We start from the raw sequence: 16518 nt of genomic DNA on the forward strand, positions 1-16518 counted from the left end.
TTTAGTCATCAAATAAATTAGAAAATCATTGCTAGAAGCGTTTTAATTACTTATTAAAAAGCCATCTTTATTTAATTATGTTGAGCTTGTGCATAAAAAGTAAAATGCTTATGATAAATGAAGAGCTTTATTTTTTTAATAAGAAAGGAATTGGTTATATGGACAAAAAGCAATTACGATGGTTCACCGTCGGGTTAATTGCCTTTAACATGGTCTGGGGTCTTGGAAATGTTGTGAATAATTATGCACAACAAGGGATTTCAGTGGTCACTTCATGGCTTTTGATTTTAGTTTTATATTTTATTCCCTATGCGTTAATCGTAGGACAGTTAGGTTCAACATTTAAAGACAGTAATGGTGGGGTTAGTTCGTGGGTGCAAAATACCAGTACTAAACGTCTAGCCTATTATGCAGCATGGACTTATTGGGTAGTGCACATTCCTTACTTGGCACAAAAACCACAAGCAATTTTAATTGCCTTAGGTTGGGCAGTTCAAGGGAATGGAAACTTAGTCAATACGATGCCAATCGTAACGGTATCATTTATTTCATTAATAATTTTCTTGGTTTTCTTGTTATTATCAACAAAAGGGTTAACCACCTTAAAAGTTATTGGTGGTTTAGCTGGAACCGCCATGTTTGTGATGTCTATTTTATTCATTTTATTAGCGGTAGGCGCACCATTTATTAATTCAACGGTTGAATTTGCGACGCCAAACATGTCACAAGTCAGCACTTACATTCCTAAATTTGACTTTAGTTATTTTACAACCGTATCAATGTTAGTTTTTGCGGTAGGTGGCGCTGAAAAAATTTCTCCTTACGTAAATGCAACTAAAAATCCAGCCAAAGAGTTCCCTAAAGGAATGATTTTCCTAGCAGCAATGGTTGGTTTATCGGCTGTTTTAGGTTCATTTGCAATGGGCATGTTATTCTCAAGTGACAATATTCCTAAAGATTTAATGGCAAATGGTGCCTACAGTGCCTTCCAAAAATTAGGCGCATATTATGGTGTCGGTAATCTCTTAATGATTGTTTATGCTTTGACGAATACAGTGGGTCAAGTGGCTGCGTTAGCCTTTTCAATTGATGCTCCACTGAAAATTCTTTTAGCTGAAGCAGATCCAGAATTTGTTCCAAGTTGGTTACGTAAACGTACGAAAAAAGGTACGTTAATTAATGGTTACTTATTAACAGGTATTTTAGTAAGTATTATTATCGCTTTACCAATGTTTGGGTTGAAGGACATGAACGAAGTGGTTAAATGGCTAACTAACTTAAATTCTGTAGTTATGCCAATGCGTTACTTGTGGGTCTTCTTTGCCTATATGCTTCTAAACAAAGCATACAAACAATTTAATTCAGAATATAAATTTGTTAAAAATCCTAAAATTGGTTTTGTGTTTGGTCTCTGGTGTTTCCTATTTACAGCCTTTGCTTGTATCCTAGGAATGGTGCCTAAATTTGAGTATGCCTCAGACCCTCAAGGCTGGTTGTTCCAATTAGCTTCTAACATTGTGACACCAATCGTCTTAATTCTATTAGGAATGATTTTACCAGCAATTGCACGTCGCGAGAAAAAAGACACGATTTTGCCAATTGATTCAGCAGAATAATTGGTTACATGTCCCAAGGATAAAATAGTCAGTTTAAGTATTTTGCGTGAGATAAATGGTCAATAGGACTGTTTGTCTCACGTTTTTTTCTGTCGATTTTTCTCTAAAATTTCTATTGTCTCTTAAAAATATGAGAAAATCAGAAGAATTTCTCCTGTATACTAAAGGTATCTATCATTAAAAATGGTTATTAACGGAGAAAAAGGAAGTGAACCTCATGACTAAAACACTTGAAACACAACCAGAAGAGAAAACGGTCTTTCTTTGTAAAGAAACGAATCCAGATTTTTTAGGACGAGAAATTTATGCGGATAATGTTGAAACACCGTATAATTTTTACTTAATTCGCAAGCTTTATTTAGCGAAAGAGTACCAAAATTTAGCAGAAGGGGAACAATTTTTTGAGGCTTTATGTGAAAGTTGGGATGAATCAGAACAGTTTGAAGAGTTAATTGTTAAAAAGATTTATGTCTATGTTGAAACGGAGTTAATGTACTACACTGTTTATTTTGGAAGCTTTGAGCCGAGCACTCGTGACTTACGATTCGCACTGAAACAATGGATGTATGAAATACCGACAACTAAAAATAAAAAAACAGTCCGTATGAATGAAACCAATGTACAAGTAGTGCCGCAAGAAAATCAATTAACGGAATTAGCTGGTGAAATTGCTGTCTTACGTGAAATGTTGACACTTTTAAAAGAAAATTTAGCCTCCTTGAATGAAGCCGTTAAGCAAACGAGAAATCCCGTCATTTCTAGACAAATAAAAACGATCCATTTGAAAAGAGCTTCTCCTGTGATAGCCGCAGAACAGGCATCGCTAAAAGTATCAGAGGATACTAATCCGGAACAACCAGACGTCAATCTCTCGCCTGATAATCTGGAAAATCAAGAAGGTGAAACAACTGTAGCAACAAGTGAAGCAGTGCTTCCCGTTAACAAACTAGTGCTTGAAGAACCAGCGAAAGAACCAGTGTTATCTGAACCAGCGCCAATTAAAGAAGCGCAGCTAGAAAAAAAACAAGAAAACCAGCAGAGCACTGCGGCAAAACCTTTATTTACTTTTCCACAAGAAACAGAAAAAAGCTCGCTAAATTCAGTGGATAAGTCTGCCGAAAAAGAAGAGGAGCAGAAGCCAGAAAAAGAAGCTGTCTCTATGGAAAGTGAGAAAGAAAATTCATCAAGTCGGACAATTCCTGCGGACTTTCAACGACAATTGGACGAATTAGAAGAGGAAATTTATCGTCGCTTTATGAGTCGCCAGTTAGAGGATACTGATGGAAATCAAGCAGTACCGAAAATAACGATTGAAAAAAGACAGTTAGAAGCACAAATGTTTGAAGCAAAAGCATTCTCACAATCATTTAAACAAGTTCAAAAGAAAAAGGCAGGAGACGTGCGAATTTGCAATCAGTTAAGTTGTATGAAATTAGAAAAAGGATTAGATAAATTTTTAGACGAAGTTACAGAATATGTTGAAAAGCGGACACTATTTAATAAAAAGGTTCGTTGTCCGCTACCAGTAATCAGAGAATTGGAAGGCTATGGGCAATTAAACCAGTATATGCAGAAAATCCTTGACTGTTATTAATCGCTTATTTAGGAGAAGGTAAGACAAAACCGTTCAGTTTATCAGCTTTTAAGCCTGAAACAAAAATCACTTTGGATTTTTGTTTCAGGCTCTTTCTTATTATCTCTGGAAAAGATTTCAAGAGAATTTTTGAAATACTAGTGAAAATCCTATAAATTGTAGTATAATTTTCAAAGATGAATGAAAGGCGTGAAGTCATTGAAAGACAAACAAGTGTATGCAGTAGTTGACCTTGAAACGACTGGAACAGATCCTACAAGTGATCGGATCATTCAGTTTGGATGCGTTCTCGTTCAAGATGGAAAGATTATTGCGAACTTTGCGACAGATGTGAATCCCAATCAAGTAGTACCAAAACAAATTCAAAGTTTAACTGGGATTAGTAATACGCAAGTTCAAAAAGCGCCTTATTTTGAAGATGTAGCACATACAATTTATCATTATCTGGAAGATACTATTTTTGTGGCGCATAACGTCCACTTTGATTATAATTTTTTAGCTCGTGAACTGGTACGGTGTGGCACGCCGCCACTTACCATTCCAGCCATTGATACAGTGGAATTGGCACAGATTTTTTTACCGACAGAAAAAAGTTTCCGTTTAAGTGATTTGTCGGAAAGCTTAGGTTTGTCTCATGAGAATCCCCATCAAGCAGATAGTGATGCGCAGGTTACAGCCGAACTTTTGTTATTAATTCAAGAAAAAATGAAATCTTTACCATTAGTCACTATGGAAAAAATTGCGGAATTAAGTCAACAGACAGCGCGGGAAACCAGTACTTTTATTCAACAAACGTATGAACAAATGAAAAAACAAGTCACACCATTAAATCCAGCTTATCAAGTGGTCAGTGGCATTGCTTTACGCAAAAAAGAAGTTCCTCTTTTTGAAGAAACGTTCTATCAGACTAGCACGTATCCCAAAACTAAAAAAGCCAAAGAAAAACTGTTTGGCGAACGTTTCGCTTATCGTGCGGAACAGAGTCGGATGATGAATTTAGTCTATGATCATTTTACAGAAGGAACGACAAAAGATTTATTTATTGAAGCAGCGACTGGAACGGGAAAAACATTAGGCTATCTGTTGCCGATGAGCTATTTAGCAACGCCAGAAAAACCAGTCATCATTTCAACAGTTTCGATTGTTTTACAAAATCAATTAGTGGAAAAAGATTTACCATTAGCCAATAAAATCTGCCAAGGAAAATTACGAGGCATTGTTATTAAAAGCCATCGACACTATCTTGATTTACAACGCTTTAAGGCAACGTTGAATCAGCCCACTCCGCAAAAACAATACGCTCTTTATCAAATGGGCGTTCTCGTCTGGTTGCTAGAAACAGAAACGGGCGATTTAGATGAACTACAATTGACGAATTTAAATCATTTATTCTGGAAAGAAGTTACACATCGCGGATTGGATTTTCTTTCAAAAAAAGATGAACTTTATGAAGTTGACTTTTTAAGACATCTGTATAAAAAAGTCGCTCAAAGTAACGTGTTGATTGTTAATCATGCATTTTTGGCGCAAGAGTCGCTAAGAAAACAACCGTTATTACCTGAAAGTCCGTGGCTAATTATTGATGAAGCACATCATTTACCAGACATCGCTAGTCGGATGGCAAGCGAACGAGTAAACAGTGTGATACTAAAAAAACAAGTCACGCATTTTATTGAAAAAGAACAACTTTTTGTTGCTTTACAGCAAATTTTTCAACAGTTTTCTGAAGAGCAGCGGTTTGTAAAAATTTATCAGCAAGGTTTACTGGATTTTGTGGATGAATGGCAAGATTTTCTTTTTGAATTGCATCGTTTATTTAGTAAAACGCAGAAGCGAATAGACCATCAGGAGTTGCTTTTAACCAAAGAACGTATTGATTATTTATCTGCTGCGGGAGAAAAACATAGTCAAACGCTCCAGCTTTTACTGCAGGAGTTGTTAACTATTCAAAGTAAGTTACAGCAAACAATTATGAGTCAGTTGGAAACCTTTAGTTTGGCTGATCGCATCGTTTTTGTTCGCTTGTTTCAATTTTTTGATGAAATTGAACGTATTCACCACTGTTTTACCATTTATCTTGATGATTGGCGTCCACGTTGGGTAAAAGAATATTTACCACAAAATGAAGACCATGGCTTGATTGAAATTCATGACTTAGAAGCTAGTTTGCTTCCCGAAACAAAGTGGTATCCGCGGTATGAACGAATTATTTATACAAGCGGCACATTGAAGTTTGGCAACAATAAAAAGTATTTACCGCAACGGTTAGGTTTAACAGAGGTGACGTTCAAAACCCTGCCAACGCCATATAACTATGCAGAAAATGCGCGAGTCTATGTACCGGAAGAAGCAGTAGCCATTCAAAATGCCTCTTCCTATGAAATGGGTCAATACATTTCAGATACCATTGAAAAATTGATGGCGCAAGAGGAACGTTCGATGTTGGTTCTTTTTACTTCGCATGAATTATTGTCCACCGTGTATCATCAAGTCCAGCCAAGGTTATTGGAAAAAGGACAAGAGGTCCTCGCCCAAGGGATTAGCGGCAGTCGTGAAAAAATTCTTAAACGGTTCTCTAATGGAAAACCAAATGTCTTGCTAGGAGCCGATAGCTTTTGGGAAGGTGTGGACTTACCAGGAACAGCTTTACAGTTATTGATAGTCACGCGTTTACCTTTTGAAAACCCGAAACGACCACTTGTGCAAGCAAAATATGCGTATTTAGAAGCAGAAGGGATACAACCATTTGCTCAAGAAGCGGTACCGAAAGCAGCCTTACGTTTGCGACAAGCACTGGGCCGTTTAATCCGTTCTGAAGAAGACAGAGGGGCATTGCTGATTCTGGATCGTCGTTTAGTCACTGCAAAATATGGCAAACGATTAATCAAAGCGTTTCCCAAGGGACTCTCAGTAAAAGAAGCGCCCATGCCTGAAATTTTAGAAGAATTAAAGGAATTTTTAAACAAATAATCGATTATTTTTAGGTCATATTTGTGAAAGGCCGCTATTTTTCTGCTATAATAAGACCCAGTAAGTTTAGAGAGGATGGAAGGCTTTTTGGAGGAATTAGAAGAAAAGAAAGAGAAGAAACGGATTACTGTCCTTTTAACCCTATTGGCAATCCTTTTAGCAATTCTTGTAACAATAATTATCTTTTTTGTACGAACCAATCAACCAATGGCTCAAGCCAAAAAAGAAGCAACCGCAATTGCCAAAACTTCTGCTAATTTAGAAACAGTTGATAAATTTTACTGGTTTACACGCAAAAATACGTATTTTACTTTAACCGGCAAAAATGATAAAGGCACAGAGATTGTCGTGATTGTCCCTAAATCGGGAGAAAAAGTCACGGTCTTAAATCAAAAAGATGGTCAAACTGAACAACAAATAACAGACATTGTTGCTAAAGCCCATCCCGATGAATCGGTGATGAAAGCTACGTTAGGGCTTTATGATAAGCGCCCTGCATGGGAAGTGGTCACCGAAAATGATCAAGGAGTACTAACATATTATCTTATGAGCTTTGATAAAGGCGAAGAGATCAACGTTGTCAAAGATATTTAATTTAGATAGGTTTTGATGAAAGTGGGAGTGAAAGGTGTATGAACGTATCAAATCGAGCACAGCAATTGACTCCTTCTGTTACATTAGCAGCTGCCGCCAAAGCGAAAGCATTAAAAGCAAAAGGTGTAGATGTTTTAAGCTTAACGGTTGGGGAACCAGATTTTGTAACCCCGAAAAATATTCAAAAAGCAGCAATTGCTTCAATTGAGGATGGAAGAGCAAGTTATTACACACCTTCTGGCGGCATTCCTGAATTAAAGCAAGCAATTGTCTCTTATGTGGAACGAGAATATCAACTTCGTTATCAACCCAAGCAAGTTATTGTGACAGATGGTGCCAAATATGCGCTGTATCTATTATTTCAAGCCATTTTGAACGTTGGGGACGAAGTGATTATCCCTGTCCCTTATTGGGTAAGTTATGGTGAACAAGTCAAGTTAGCAGAAGGCAAGCCAGTATTTGTATCAAGCACGCAAGAGCAATCATTTAAAGTGTCAGTCGCACAATTAGAAGCTGTACGAACGGACAAAACAAAAGCAATCATTTTAAATTCACCATCTAACCCAACTGGTGTTATTTATACGGAAGAAGAATTACGCCAAATTGGTGAATGGGCAGTTGCTCATAATATCCTCATTATTGCAGATGATATTTATGGTCGTTTGGTGTACAATGGACATCGGTTCACACCAATTGCAACCATCTCAGAAGCAATTCGTCAACAGACAATCATTATTAATGGTGTTTCCAAAACATATGCAATGACAGGCTGGCGCATTGGTTTTGCAATCGGTGATGAAAAAATTATTCAAGCAATGACACAACTCGCTTCACAATCCACCAGTAATCCAGTCGCGGTTAGCCAATATGCGGCAATTGAGGCTTTAACAGGTGAACAGTCGACAGTTGAAGACATGCGTCAGGCCTTTGAAAAACGCCTGAATCATATCTATCCAAAAGTAGCAGCTTTGCCAGGTGTTTCGCTAATAAAACCTGAAGGCGCATTTTATCTATTCCCGAATGTCAAAAAAACGTTAGAAATTTGTGGGTATGATAACGTGACTAATTGGGTGGAAGATTTATTACAAGAAGCGCATGTTGCTCTGGTAACAGGAGAAGGCTTTGGTGCACCAGAACATGTGCGGATGAGCTATGCGACAGATTTAATGACGTTAGAAAAAGCGATTGAGCGAATGAACGACTTTATAGAAAAGAAACGAATTCAGCACAACGCCTAAAAGAATAAACTAAGAAATGAACGGAGAGACAAACGTGGAACAAATTCAAATTATTGATTCAAACAAACATGTTGGAGAAACAGTAAAAATTGGCGCTTGGATTGCTAACAAACGCTCAAGCGGAAAAATTGCCTTTTTACAATTACGTGACGGGACAGCCTTTTTCCAAGGTGTCGTGTTCAAACCAAACTTCATTGAAGCCTTTGGTGAAGAAGCTGGTACAGAAAAATTCCAAGAAATTAAACATTTATCACAAGAAACAGCAGTCATGGTTACTGGTGTTATTAAAGAAGATAGTCGTTCTAAGTTCGGCTATGAAATGGATATCACTGATTTAGAAGTCGTTGGCGCTTCAGAAGATTACCCAATTACGCCGAAAGAACACGGCACAGATTTCTTAATGGATCATCGTCATTTATGGTTACGTTCAAGCAAACAACATGCAATCATGTTAGTTCGTAACGAAATTATTCGTGCTACTTACGAGTTCTTTAACGAACAAGGATTCATTAAAATTGATAGCCCAATTTTAACAGGCTCAGCACCAGAAGGCACAACAGAATTATTTGAAACAGATTACTTCGGACAACCAGCATTCTTATCACAAACAGGTCAATTATATGCAGAAGCTGGTGCGATGGCATTTGGAAAAGTCTTTACTTTTGGACCAACCTTCCGTGCGGAAAAATCCAAAACTCGTCGTCACTTAACGGAATTCTGGATGATTGAACCAGAAATGGCATACACAACTCATGAAGAATCACTAGATATTCAAGAAGCCTACGTAAAACATTTAATTAAATCGGTATTGAAAAATCAACAATATCCATTGGATGTTTTAGAACGTGATACAGCGTTACTGGAAAAATATGTTTCGGAACCATTCAAACGTATTACTTACGATGATGCGATTGAGTTATTACAAAAAGAAGAAGCAAACAATGATTATGATCACATTGAATGGGGCGAAGACTTTGGTAGCCCACATGAAACCTTTATTTCAAATTACTATGGCGTTCCAACATTCATTTTAAATTATCCAAAAGCAATTAAAGCCTTCTATATGAAACCACATCCAACACGTGAAGATGTTGTAATTTGTGCCGATTTAATTGCACCAGAAGGTTATGGTGAAATTATCGGTGGTTCCGAGCGTGCAACTGATTATGATTATTTGAAAGAAAAAGTAGCTGAGTTTGGCTTATCTGAAGAAGAATACAGCTGGTATTTAGATTTACGTAAATACGGTTCTGTACCACATTCTGGCTTCGGATTAGGTTTAGAACGTGCTGTTACGTTCATTACTGGTAATGAACACATTCGTGAAGCGATTCCGTTCCCACGTATGTTAAACCGTATTTATCCATAGAGAACAATAAAAAAAAGAACTTCAGCAAAAGCCGAAGTTCTTTTTTTAATTCTGCCATAATTTTTGCATCTGGTCCAAAATATCAATGACTTCTGTCGTGAAAAATAAGGAGCGGTTGGGTTGAGTACCTTTGATTGCTTCAACCATATTGTAGATTTCATAATTCATGGCTTCAGCTGAGTACCCAGAAACGATGGTCTCAACCGTACCGTCATTGTAGTGAACGATTGCTTCATCTGCACGTGGATAATCTGTAATGGTAATATAGGCATCTTCAAAAGCAACAATTCCTTGCTTTGGCATTTTTGCTTGGAATGTTAATGAAATAGTCGCCAACTCATTTTCTTTATTCCGAAGCAATGTCACCGATTGTTCATCAACACCAGTAGAGAAGGGAACCATGCTAGAAGCTAAAACGTCTGGCTGTGAGCTGAGAAACCAACGAGCAAACGAAACCGCATAAGTACCAATATCTAACAATGCGCCGCCTGCTAAGTCAGGATTAAAAAAGCGATTTTTAGGATCGGGTTCTTTGTAACTTCCAAATGGTGCTTGAATCATTTTTAACTGACCAAATTTGCCAGCATCCATCAAGCGACGTAATTCGTCGTATAGTGGCATGTTAAAAATAGTCATGGCTTCTGCTAAAATAAGGTCATTTTTTTCTGCAACTGCCAAGGCTTGTTTTAATTCTGCCGCGTTCATCGTAATAGCTTTTTCACACAACACATGTTTTCCGGCCTGGAGCGCTTTTAAAATGTGTTCAGCATGTTGTTTATTTGGCACTGCTATATAGACAACATCGATTGTTTCATCTGCTAGCAATTCTTCATAAGAACCATAGGCTTTAGGGATTGAATAATCAGCGGCAAATTGTTCTGCTTTAGCCAATGTCCGTGAAGCAACAGCTGCAAGTTGGCTAGTTTCTTGTTTAAACGTTGAAGCAAATTCGTGGGCAATTCCACCTAATCCTACGATGCCCCATTGATATAATTTTTTTGTCAAAAGAAGTCCTCCTAATCTATGCAATTTCTTCAAATCTTCTTCATTATTTATTATACTGTAAACAAGAGAAATTAGAAAACAAGGACAATTTTGTAAATATGATAAAATCCAGAGATAAAAAGATGCTTTTTTTAGAGAATTTCAGTAAAATAGAAAATGGAGGCGAATGATTATGCATCAAGTTTATGTAGATATTATTGTTGACGCAATTATTGAACAGTACCAAACAGAAGAAAATTTTTACTCCGCTTATCAAATTCAAGCAGCCGATTGGCAAGCTTGGAAAGAAGGCCAATTTGGTTTGGACAATGAAGTCATGCAAAAAATTAAGAATTTGTTTACGGATTATGAGTGGATGCTGACTCAAAAAATACTCCGCCAAACCATCTTATTTCCGGAAAAACGTAACCTAGCTGTTTCGGAATATAAACGGTTAAAAACAACAATTGCCAAAAAATGGTTACAATCTGATTTGGGCGTTGTAGAATTGATTCCTAACAATAAACAGGAACAAGAAATTGCTGCTGGTTATATCGATTTGAAAGTGACGCTGGCCTATGGTGAATGGGGTTTTGATGATATTATTACATTCCGGTTACCAGCTACGATTCAACGACAATTGGAAGGTTCAAAAGTTGAATTATTAGATTGGGTCAATGAAAATCTGATGGATACTTACGTAGGTGAATAACGAATAGGAAGGATGGTCTTTTGAAATACACAATTGCTGGGATTTTATCTGTGATTATTATGTTTGGTGCGGTAATTTTTGTCTTTTTTGGCAAAAAGCCAGTTGAAGAATCTGTTCACACATCAACTGAAACAACAGTGAAATCGTCCACTAAAATTTCTGAAAGTAGTACAGTTTCTTCAACTGCTACCACTGAATCAAGTACTGAAATCACGAGCGTAAGCAGTGATGAAAGTTGATAATTTTCTGTGAAAATGATACAATTATTCGGTTATAGTAACAAATGAAATCAATCACGAAAGTGAAAGATAGTGAAACATTTTATCGGAAAATAAAAGATGAAGTGGGGAATTAATGAAGTGAGCAACTATCAGAAAAAAAGAAAAAAGCAGCTGAATTTGCCAAAGTTATTCTTAGGCGTAGTTGTCGTCGGTTTGGCCTTTGTCTTTTCGTTATCTGTCCTTTCTGATTCAGATAAGGGACAAAGCGAGTCAGTCAATCGCCAAAATGAAAACATCTCAAAAGAAGAATTTGTTGCTGAAATCACACCGTATGCACGTGAATTACAAGAATCTTACGGGGTGTTACCAAGTATTATTATGGGGCAAGCAGTTTTAGAATCAAATTTTGGACAAAGTCAATTAGCATCGAAATATAACAATCTTTTTGGGATTAAAGCATATGGCAATCAACCAAAAGTCAATTTAGAAACAAAAGAGTATGTCAATGAGGTCTGGATTACGATTCAGGGTGATTTTCGAGTTTATGACAATTGGGAAGAATCCATGCGAGATCATACCAAGTTATTTGTTGATGGGGTCGATTGGGATCCAAATTTATATGAAAAAGTCTTGTTAGCCAAAAATTATAAAGAGGCCGCACAAGCGCTTCAAGATGCTGGATACGCAACGGATCCTACATACGCTGATAAGATCATTCATGTAATTGAAGAATACAATTTAAATAAATACGACCGTTAAGCATGGAGGAACGATGACAATGAGCGAAAAGTGGATTCCAGAAATTATGACGCCGCTGAAACAAGATATTGTAAAAATGCCAGAGATTATTCGGCAAGCCAGTGGCATTAAAATTTTTGGCCGTAAAATAAAATCAATTATTTTTACGACAGATATTGCGATTATCCGCAATACGGATGCACAGGCAGTGATTGCTGTATATCCTTTTACACCGCATCCAGCGATTACAAAAGGCATTATTGAAGCAGCGGATATTCCTGTCTTTTCAGGAGTCGGCGGCGGTTTAACGCAAGGCATGCGTTCTGCTTATATGAGTTTATTTGCAGAAGCACAAGGCTCAATGGGTGTCGTTTTGAATGGTCCTACACCAATTGAAACAATTAAAATGGTGGATGAAGCAATCGATATTCCTATTATCAGCACAGTAACTTCTATTCATACGCCAATTGATGAAAAACTTGCGGCTGGCGTGGATATGATTAATATCAGTGCAGGAAAAGACACTGCAGCCACCGTACGCTATTTCCGTGGCAAGTATCCAGAATTACCGATTATTGCAACAGGAGGACCAACTGAATCGAGTATTCATGAAACCATTATCGCCGGAGCGAATGCTATTACATATACGCCCCCTAGTAACGGTGAATTATTCAGCAAAAAAATGAAAAAATATCGTGAACAAGAAAAAGCAACCGATGAAGAATAAAAAACGCTTTGGCAGTCTATCCTGCCAAAGCGTTTTTGGCTATTTAATGTTCGCTTTTACGGAACAATGGAAGAATGAACCAATTATTTGAAAATTCTAATGAAAAAAAGTTGTTAAACCATTGAAAGTTAGAGATTTTTGTACTATCCTAGAGAAACATAGAAGCTTGTATAAGGTCAAAATACGGTTGACCGTCTCTACCCAGCACCGTAAATGCTGGTCTATAAGTGAAGAAGAGCGGATAGCCCTTTTTTGCTTTGGCAAAATGGGCTTTTTTCTTTTGTTAGAACACGAATATAAATAGCACTTTGTTTTATTTCGTTCGTTTTTAACGAACCGTCCTTTCCTCAGGATGAGAACAAAGCATCTATCGAAAAATAAGTAAAGGAGTTCATATTGTGAAGGAATTAGTCGAACGTATTAAAAATGATGGCCGTGTATTAGGTGAAGGTGTTTTAAAAGTAGATAGTTTTATTACGCACCAAGTGGATCCAGAATTGATGGAGGCTATGGGTAATCGTTTTGCTGAGGTTTTCGCAGAAGCAGGCATTACCAAAGTAATTACAATTGAAGCATCAGGAATCGCTCCTGCCTTATACGCAGCGCAAAAATTAGGTGTGCCAATGATCTTCGCTCGTAAGGCAAAAAGTTTAACCATGGATGAAGAGCTCTTAACGGCTTCAGTTTATTCATTTACAAAACAAGTGACAAGTCAAATTTCCATTTCAAGAAAATTTTTATCTGATGCTGATAAAGTGTTGATTATTGATGACTTTTTAGCTAACGGACAAGCTGCTAAAGGATTGGTAGAATTATGCCAACAGGCTGGTGCAAAGGTTGAAGGAATTGGTATCGTAATTGAAAAATCATTCCAAGATGGTCGTCAGTTATTAGAAGACATGGGCTTAAATGTAGTCTCTTTAGCACGTATCGCTTCATTAAGTGAAGGAACGGTGACGTTTTTAGAGGAGGATGCATAATCTTGGAAACAAAACAATTGAATACACCACAACAGACGGAAACACCAAATGGGAAAGCCGCCGTTTTAGGATTGCAACATTTATTAGCGATGTATGCTGGAGCAGTTGCGGTACCTTTATTAATCGGAACCGGCTTGAATTTTGATTCGCAACAAATGACGTATTTGATTTCAATCGATATTTTTATGTGCGGCGTTGCGACACTTTTACAATTAACGGTGAATAAGTTTTTTGGGATTGGCTTACCAGTCGTTTTAGGTTGTGCCATTCAAGCAGTTGCGCCTTTAATCATGATTGGTACGAACAAAGGGGTTGGTGCAATTTACGGTTCAATTATTGCTTCGGGCATTTTTGTCGTTCTTATTGCAGGATTTTTCTCAAAAATTAAACGTCTATTTCCGCCTTTAGTCACCGGCACAGTCATTACAGTTATTGGTTTGACCTTAATTCCTGTTGCTGTTGAAAAAATGGGTGGCGGCTTAGCAACGGACAAAAGTTTTGGTGATCCTAAAAACTTGCTACTCGCATTTGTAACAATTGCCTTAATCATTGTTGTGCAAGTTTGGGGACGTGGCTTTATCAAGTCAATTGCCGTGTTAATCGGCCTAGTCGGTGGCACAATTTTAGCTGCGTTTCTGGGATTAGTGGATTTATCTCCTGTTAGTCAAGCTACGTGGTTTCATTTTCCACAGCCCTTTTATTTTGGCAAACCAACGTTTGATCTTTCTTCTATTGTGTTGATGATTATTATTTCAATTGTTAGTATGGTTGAATCAACAGGTGTTTATTTTGCCTTAGGAGACATTACAGGGAAGAAAATTGGCGAAGATGATTTACGTCGTGGGTATCATGCAGAAGGTTTAGCCGTCATTTTAGGGGGGATTTTTAATACGTTTCCTTATACAGGTTTCTCTCAAAATGTCGGGTTAGTTCAATTATCTGGGATCAAAACACGTCGACCAATTTATTTTTCTGCTTTTTTCTTAATTATTTTAGGCTTATTACCAAAAATTGGTGCGATGGCTCAAATTATCCCAGAGCCGGTTTTAGGTGGCGGAATGCTGGTTATGTTTGGAATGGTGGCTGTCCAAGGAATGCGCATGTTGTCAAAAGTTGACTACTCAAATGACAAAAATTTATTAATTATTGCCATCTCGATTGGCTTTGGTTTAGGCTTTAATATTATGCCGACGCTCTTTAATAAAATACCAGAAACTGTTAGCATGTTTACTGGTAATGGAATTGTCATGAGTAGCATTACCGCGATTATTTTAAATCTTTTATTCAATGGTTTAAAAGAAACCTCAGAAAGTAACGAATAGTTTCAAAAAAGTATGATAGATAAGGTCAGGTGGCTTTTCTTTCATACTTTTTTGACCTCATCATCGTTTAGAAAAATTTAATGTTTTCATTAATCTGAAGAGAATAAGAGAAAAAAGCTTGGTTACAAAGAGACGAGTAGTAAGTTACCGCTGTTTTATCCTAAAGTATGTTAATAAATTCTGATGAGAAAACCTAAGGGAAACACTGCTGGCACTTGAAGTTGAGCCTTTTTCCTTGTATCATGTAAAAAGAGCACTCTTAAAGGCTAGACTGCGACGAGAAACCGCAGAAGGATTTTAAGGATAAAACTGTGATGGAAAGTTGTGATGAACTTGGATAAACCACTATTACCTGGTCAAGTGATTGGTATCATTGGTGGCGGACATTTAGCAAAAATGATGGCCCTTAGTGCAAGAGAAATGGGGTTTCGAGTGGGTGTGCTAGATCCACAAATTGATTGTCCTGCTGCACAAGTTGCCGATTGGCAATTATTAGGAGCATATAATGATCCTGAAGCGTTAGAGAAATTGGCAAAACGTGCCCAAGTGATTACGTATGAATTTGAACATGCAGATGTTGATGCGTTAACAGCGATTCAACATTTAGCGAATATACCACAAGGAACAGACATTTTAGCGATTACGCAAGATCGCTTAATGGAAAAAAGTTTCTTGGAAGATAATAATATTGTGATTGCACCTTATGCAACGATTGTTAGTCCGACTGATATTCAAGAAGCAATTGATGGCATTGGTTATCCGTGTATCTTGAAGAATACGCGAGGGGAAGGTCGTTATGTACTACATAGTACTTCAGACTTAGCGCCATCCATGAATCTTCTGAGAGAAGGAACCTGTGTCTTGGAAGCTTGGATTCCTTACGAAAAAGAATTATCTGTTCTGATTTCTGGTAATGGTCGTGGCGAATTTGCGACATTTCCAGTTGTGGAAACAATTAAAAAAGAGCGTAAGCTACATGAAACGATTGCGCCAGCCAGAATTGATGACGAAGTCAGTGGCGAGTTGCAACGAATTGCTAAGGTGATTGCTAAAGCAGTTGGTTTAGTCGGCACCCTTTCAATTGAAATGTTTTATACAGAAACAGGCGGGATTTATGTAAATAAAATTTTACCTCGTCCAGAAGATGCTGGGAATTTTTCAATAGATGCTTGTTCTTTTAGCCAATATGATACGCATATTCGTGGTTTATGTAATTGGCCAATGCCAACGATTCAACTGTTGTCAGAAGCGGTTACGGTCAATGTGCTTGGGAATGAAGCCTATGAAACGATGGACATTATTAATGAACATCCAGATTGGCATTTCCACTATTATGGCCATAGTGAAGCAAAAGCGCAACGAGCGATGGGGCATATTACTATATTAACCAAAGAAATCGATGAAACACTGGAAGAAATTAAAGAAACAAAGATTTGGTCGTAATTATTTTTCA

14 protein-coding genes and 1 riboswitch are annotated in these 16518 nt (G+C 37.4%); of the genes, 13 read left to right on the top strand and 1 reads right to left on the bottom strand.

The features are described 5' to 3' along the window. The first annotated feature begins 158 nt into the window (after positions 1 to 158). The 6 genes from IGK86_RS04995 to asnS all read left to right on the top strand — a co-directional run bounded on the left by IGK86_RS04995 (position 159) and on the right by asnS (position 9381). Positions 159 to 1616: an amino acid permease gene (locus tag IGK86_RS04995; RefSeq protein ID WP_002356790.1), complete on the top strand. Its 1458-nt coding sequence runs from the start codon at positions 159 to 161 to the stop codon at positions 1614 to 1616. 217 nt (positions 1617 to 1833) lie between these two features. Continuing rightward, positions 1834 to 3210, top strand: a complete 1377-nt coding sequence (locus tag IGK86_RS05000; protein WP_438742110.1) for a hypothetical protein — start codon at positions 1834 to 1836, stop codon at positions 3208 to 3210. Between the two features lie 180 nt (positions 3211 to 3390). Beyond that, the gene (locus IGK86_RS05005) at positions 3391 to 6180 is read left to right on the top strand and encodes an ATP-dependent DNA helicase DinG (protein ID WP_016617543.1); all 2790 of its coding nucleotides are present in this window, start codon (positions 3391 to 3393) and stop codon (positions 6178 to 6180) included. 75 nt (positions 6181 to 6255) lie between these two features. Continuing rightward, positions 6256 to 6774, top strand: coding sequence for a cell wall elongation regulator TseB-like domain-containing protein (locus tag IGK86_RS05010; RefSeq protein WP_002382785.1), 519 nt, complete (start codon positions 6256 to 6258; stop codon positions 6772 to 6774). A gap of 38 nt (positions 6775 to 6812) precedes the next feature. Then, a complete protein-coding gene (locus IGK86_RS05015; protein ID WP_016617544.1) occupies positions 6813 to 8012 on the top strand; it encodes a pyridoxal phosphate-dependent aminotransferase in 1200 nt (399 codons plus the stop codon). 16 nt (positions 8013 to 8028) lie between these two features. Continuing rightward, on the top strand, positions 8029 to 9381 hold the full coding sequence (asnS, locus tag IGK86_RS05020) for an asparagine--tRNA ligase (protein ID WP_002376912.1): 1353 nt from the start codon (positions 8029 to 8031) through the stop codon (positions 9379 to 9381). A gap of 45 nt (positions 9382 to 9426) precedes the next feature. Here the strand turns inward: asnS and IGK86_RS05025 are convergent, their stop codons facing one another. Further along, the gene (locus tag IGK86_RS05025; RefSeq protein ID WP_010823836.1) at positions 9427 to 10386 is read right to left on the bottom strand and encodes a Gfo/Idh/MocA family protein; all 960 of its coding nucleotides are present in this window, start codon (positions 10384 to 10386) and stop codon (positions 9427 to 9429) included. Positions 10387 to 10552: 166 nt separating this feature from the next. Here IGK86_RS05025 and IGK86_RS05030 point away from each other — a divergent pair, with 166 nt between their 5' ends. The 7 genes from IGK86_RS05030 to purK all read left to right on the top strand — a co-directional run bounded on the left by IGK86_RS05030 (position 10553) and on the right by purK (position 16508). Next, complete coding sequence (locus IGK86_RS05030; protein ID WP_002382789.1) at positions 10553 to 11077, top strand: hypothetical protein; 525 nt, start codon at positions 10553 to 10555, stop codon at positions 11075 to 11077. Positions 11078 to 11136: 59 nt separating this feature from the next. Then, complete coding sequence (locus IGK86_RS05035; protein WP_002384259.1) at positions 11137 to 11316, top strand: hypothetical protein; 180 nt, start codon at positions 11137 to 11139, stop codon at positions 11314 to 11316. A gap of 99 nt (positions 11317 to 11415) precedes the next feature. Continuing rightward, on the top strand, positions 11416 to 12057 hold the full coding sequence (locus tag IGK86_RS05040; RefSeq protein WP_002366997.1) for a glycoside hydrolase family 73 protein: 642 nt from the start codon (positions 11416 to 11418) through the stop codon (positions 12055 to 12057). Between the two features lie 19 nt (positions 12058 to 12076). Beyond that, a complete protein-coding gene (locus IGK86_RS05045; protein ID WP_002356802.1) occupies positions 12077 to 12763 on the top strand; it encodes a hydrolase in 687 nt (228 codons plus the stop codon). Positions 12764 to 12909: 146 nt separating this feature from the next. Next, positions 12910 to 13007: riboswitch (purine riboswitch) on the top strand. Positions 13008 to 13161: 154 nt separating this feature from the next. Beyond that, positions 13162 to 13743, top strand: a complete 582-nt coding sequence (locus IGK86_RS05050) for a xanthine phosphoribosyltransferase (protein WP_002356804.1) — start codon at positions 13162 to 13164, stop codon at positions 13741 to 13743. A 2-nt stretch (positions 13744 to 13745) separates the two neighbouring features. After that, entirely contained in the window at positions 13746 to 15065 is a 1320-nt protein-coding gene (locus IGK86_RS05055) for a nucleobase:cation symporter-2 family protein (RefSeq protein ID WP_016617545.1), read from the top strand. Between the two features lie 327 nt (positions 15066 to 15392). Then, positions 15393 to 16508 (top strand): 5-(carboxyamino)imidazole ribonucleotide synthase, encoded by a 1116-nt coding sequence (gene purK, locus IGK86_RS05060; RefSeq protein ID WP_002382795.1) that lies wholly within the window; start codon positions 15393 to 15395, stop codon positions 16506 to 16508. The last annotated feature ends 10 nt before the right edge of the window (positions 16509 to 16518 follow it).

The organism is Enterococcus sp. DIV1206, from assembly GCF_051712485.1.
Taxonomy (GTDB): domain Bacteria; phylum Bacillota; class Bacilli; order Lactobacillales; family Enterococcaceae; genus Enterococcus; species Enterococcus faecalis.

Excerpts from the sequence above, each read along its gene's own strand:
- IGK86_RS05030 (WP_002382789.1), top strand. The coding sequence starts at position 10,553 with ATGATTATGCATCAAGTTTATGTAGATATTATTGTTGACGCAATTATT.
- IGK86_RS05040 (WP_002366997.1), top strand. The coding sequence starts at position 11,416 with ATGAAGTGGGGAATTAATGAAGTGAGCAACTATCAGAAAAAAAGAAAA.
- IGK86_RS05010 (WP_002382785.1), top strand. The coding sequence starts at position 6,256 with ATGGAAGGCTTTTTGGAGGAATTAGAAGAAAAGAAAGAGAAGAAACGG.
- IGK86_RS05000 (WP_438742110.1), top strand. The coding sequence starts at position 1,834 with ATGACTAAAACACTTGAAACACAACCAGAAGAGAAAACGGTCTTTCTT.
- asnS (WP_002376912.1), top strand. The coding sequence starts at position 8,029 with ATGAACGGAGAGACAAACGTGGAACAAATTCAAATTATTGATTCAAAC.
- IGK86_RS05045 (WP_002356802.1), top strand. The coding sequence starts at position 12,077 with ATGAGCGAAAAGTGGATTCCAGAAATTATGACGCCGCTGAAACAAGAT.
- IGK86_RS05015 (WP_016617544.1), top strand. The coding sequence starts at position 6,813 with ATGAACGTATCAAATCGAGCACAGCAATTGACTCCTTCTGTTACATTA.
- IGK86_RS04995 (WP_002356790.1), top strand. The coding sequence starts at position 159 with ATGGACAAAAAGCAATTACGATGGTTCACCGTCGGGTTAATTGCCTTT.
- purK (WP_002382795.1), top strand. The coding sequence starts at position 15,393 with ATGAACTTGGATAAACCACTATTACCTGGTCAAGTGATTGGTATCATT.
- IGK86_RS05035 (WP_002384259.1), top strand. The coding sequence starts at position 11,137 with ATGTTTGGTGCGGTAATTTTTGTCTTTTTTGGCAAAAAGCCAGTTGAA.
- IGK86_RS05005 (WP_016617543.1), top strand. The coding sequence starts at position 3,391 with ATGAAAGGCGTGAAGTCATTGAAAGACAAACAAGTGTATGCAGTAGTT.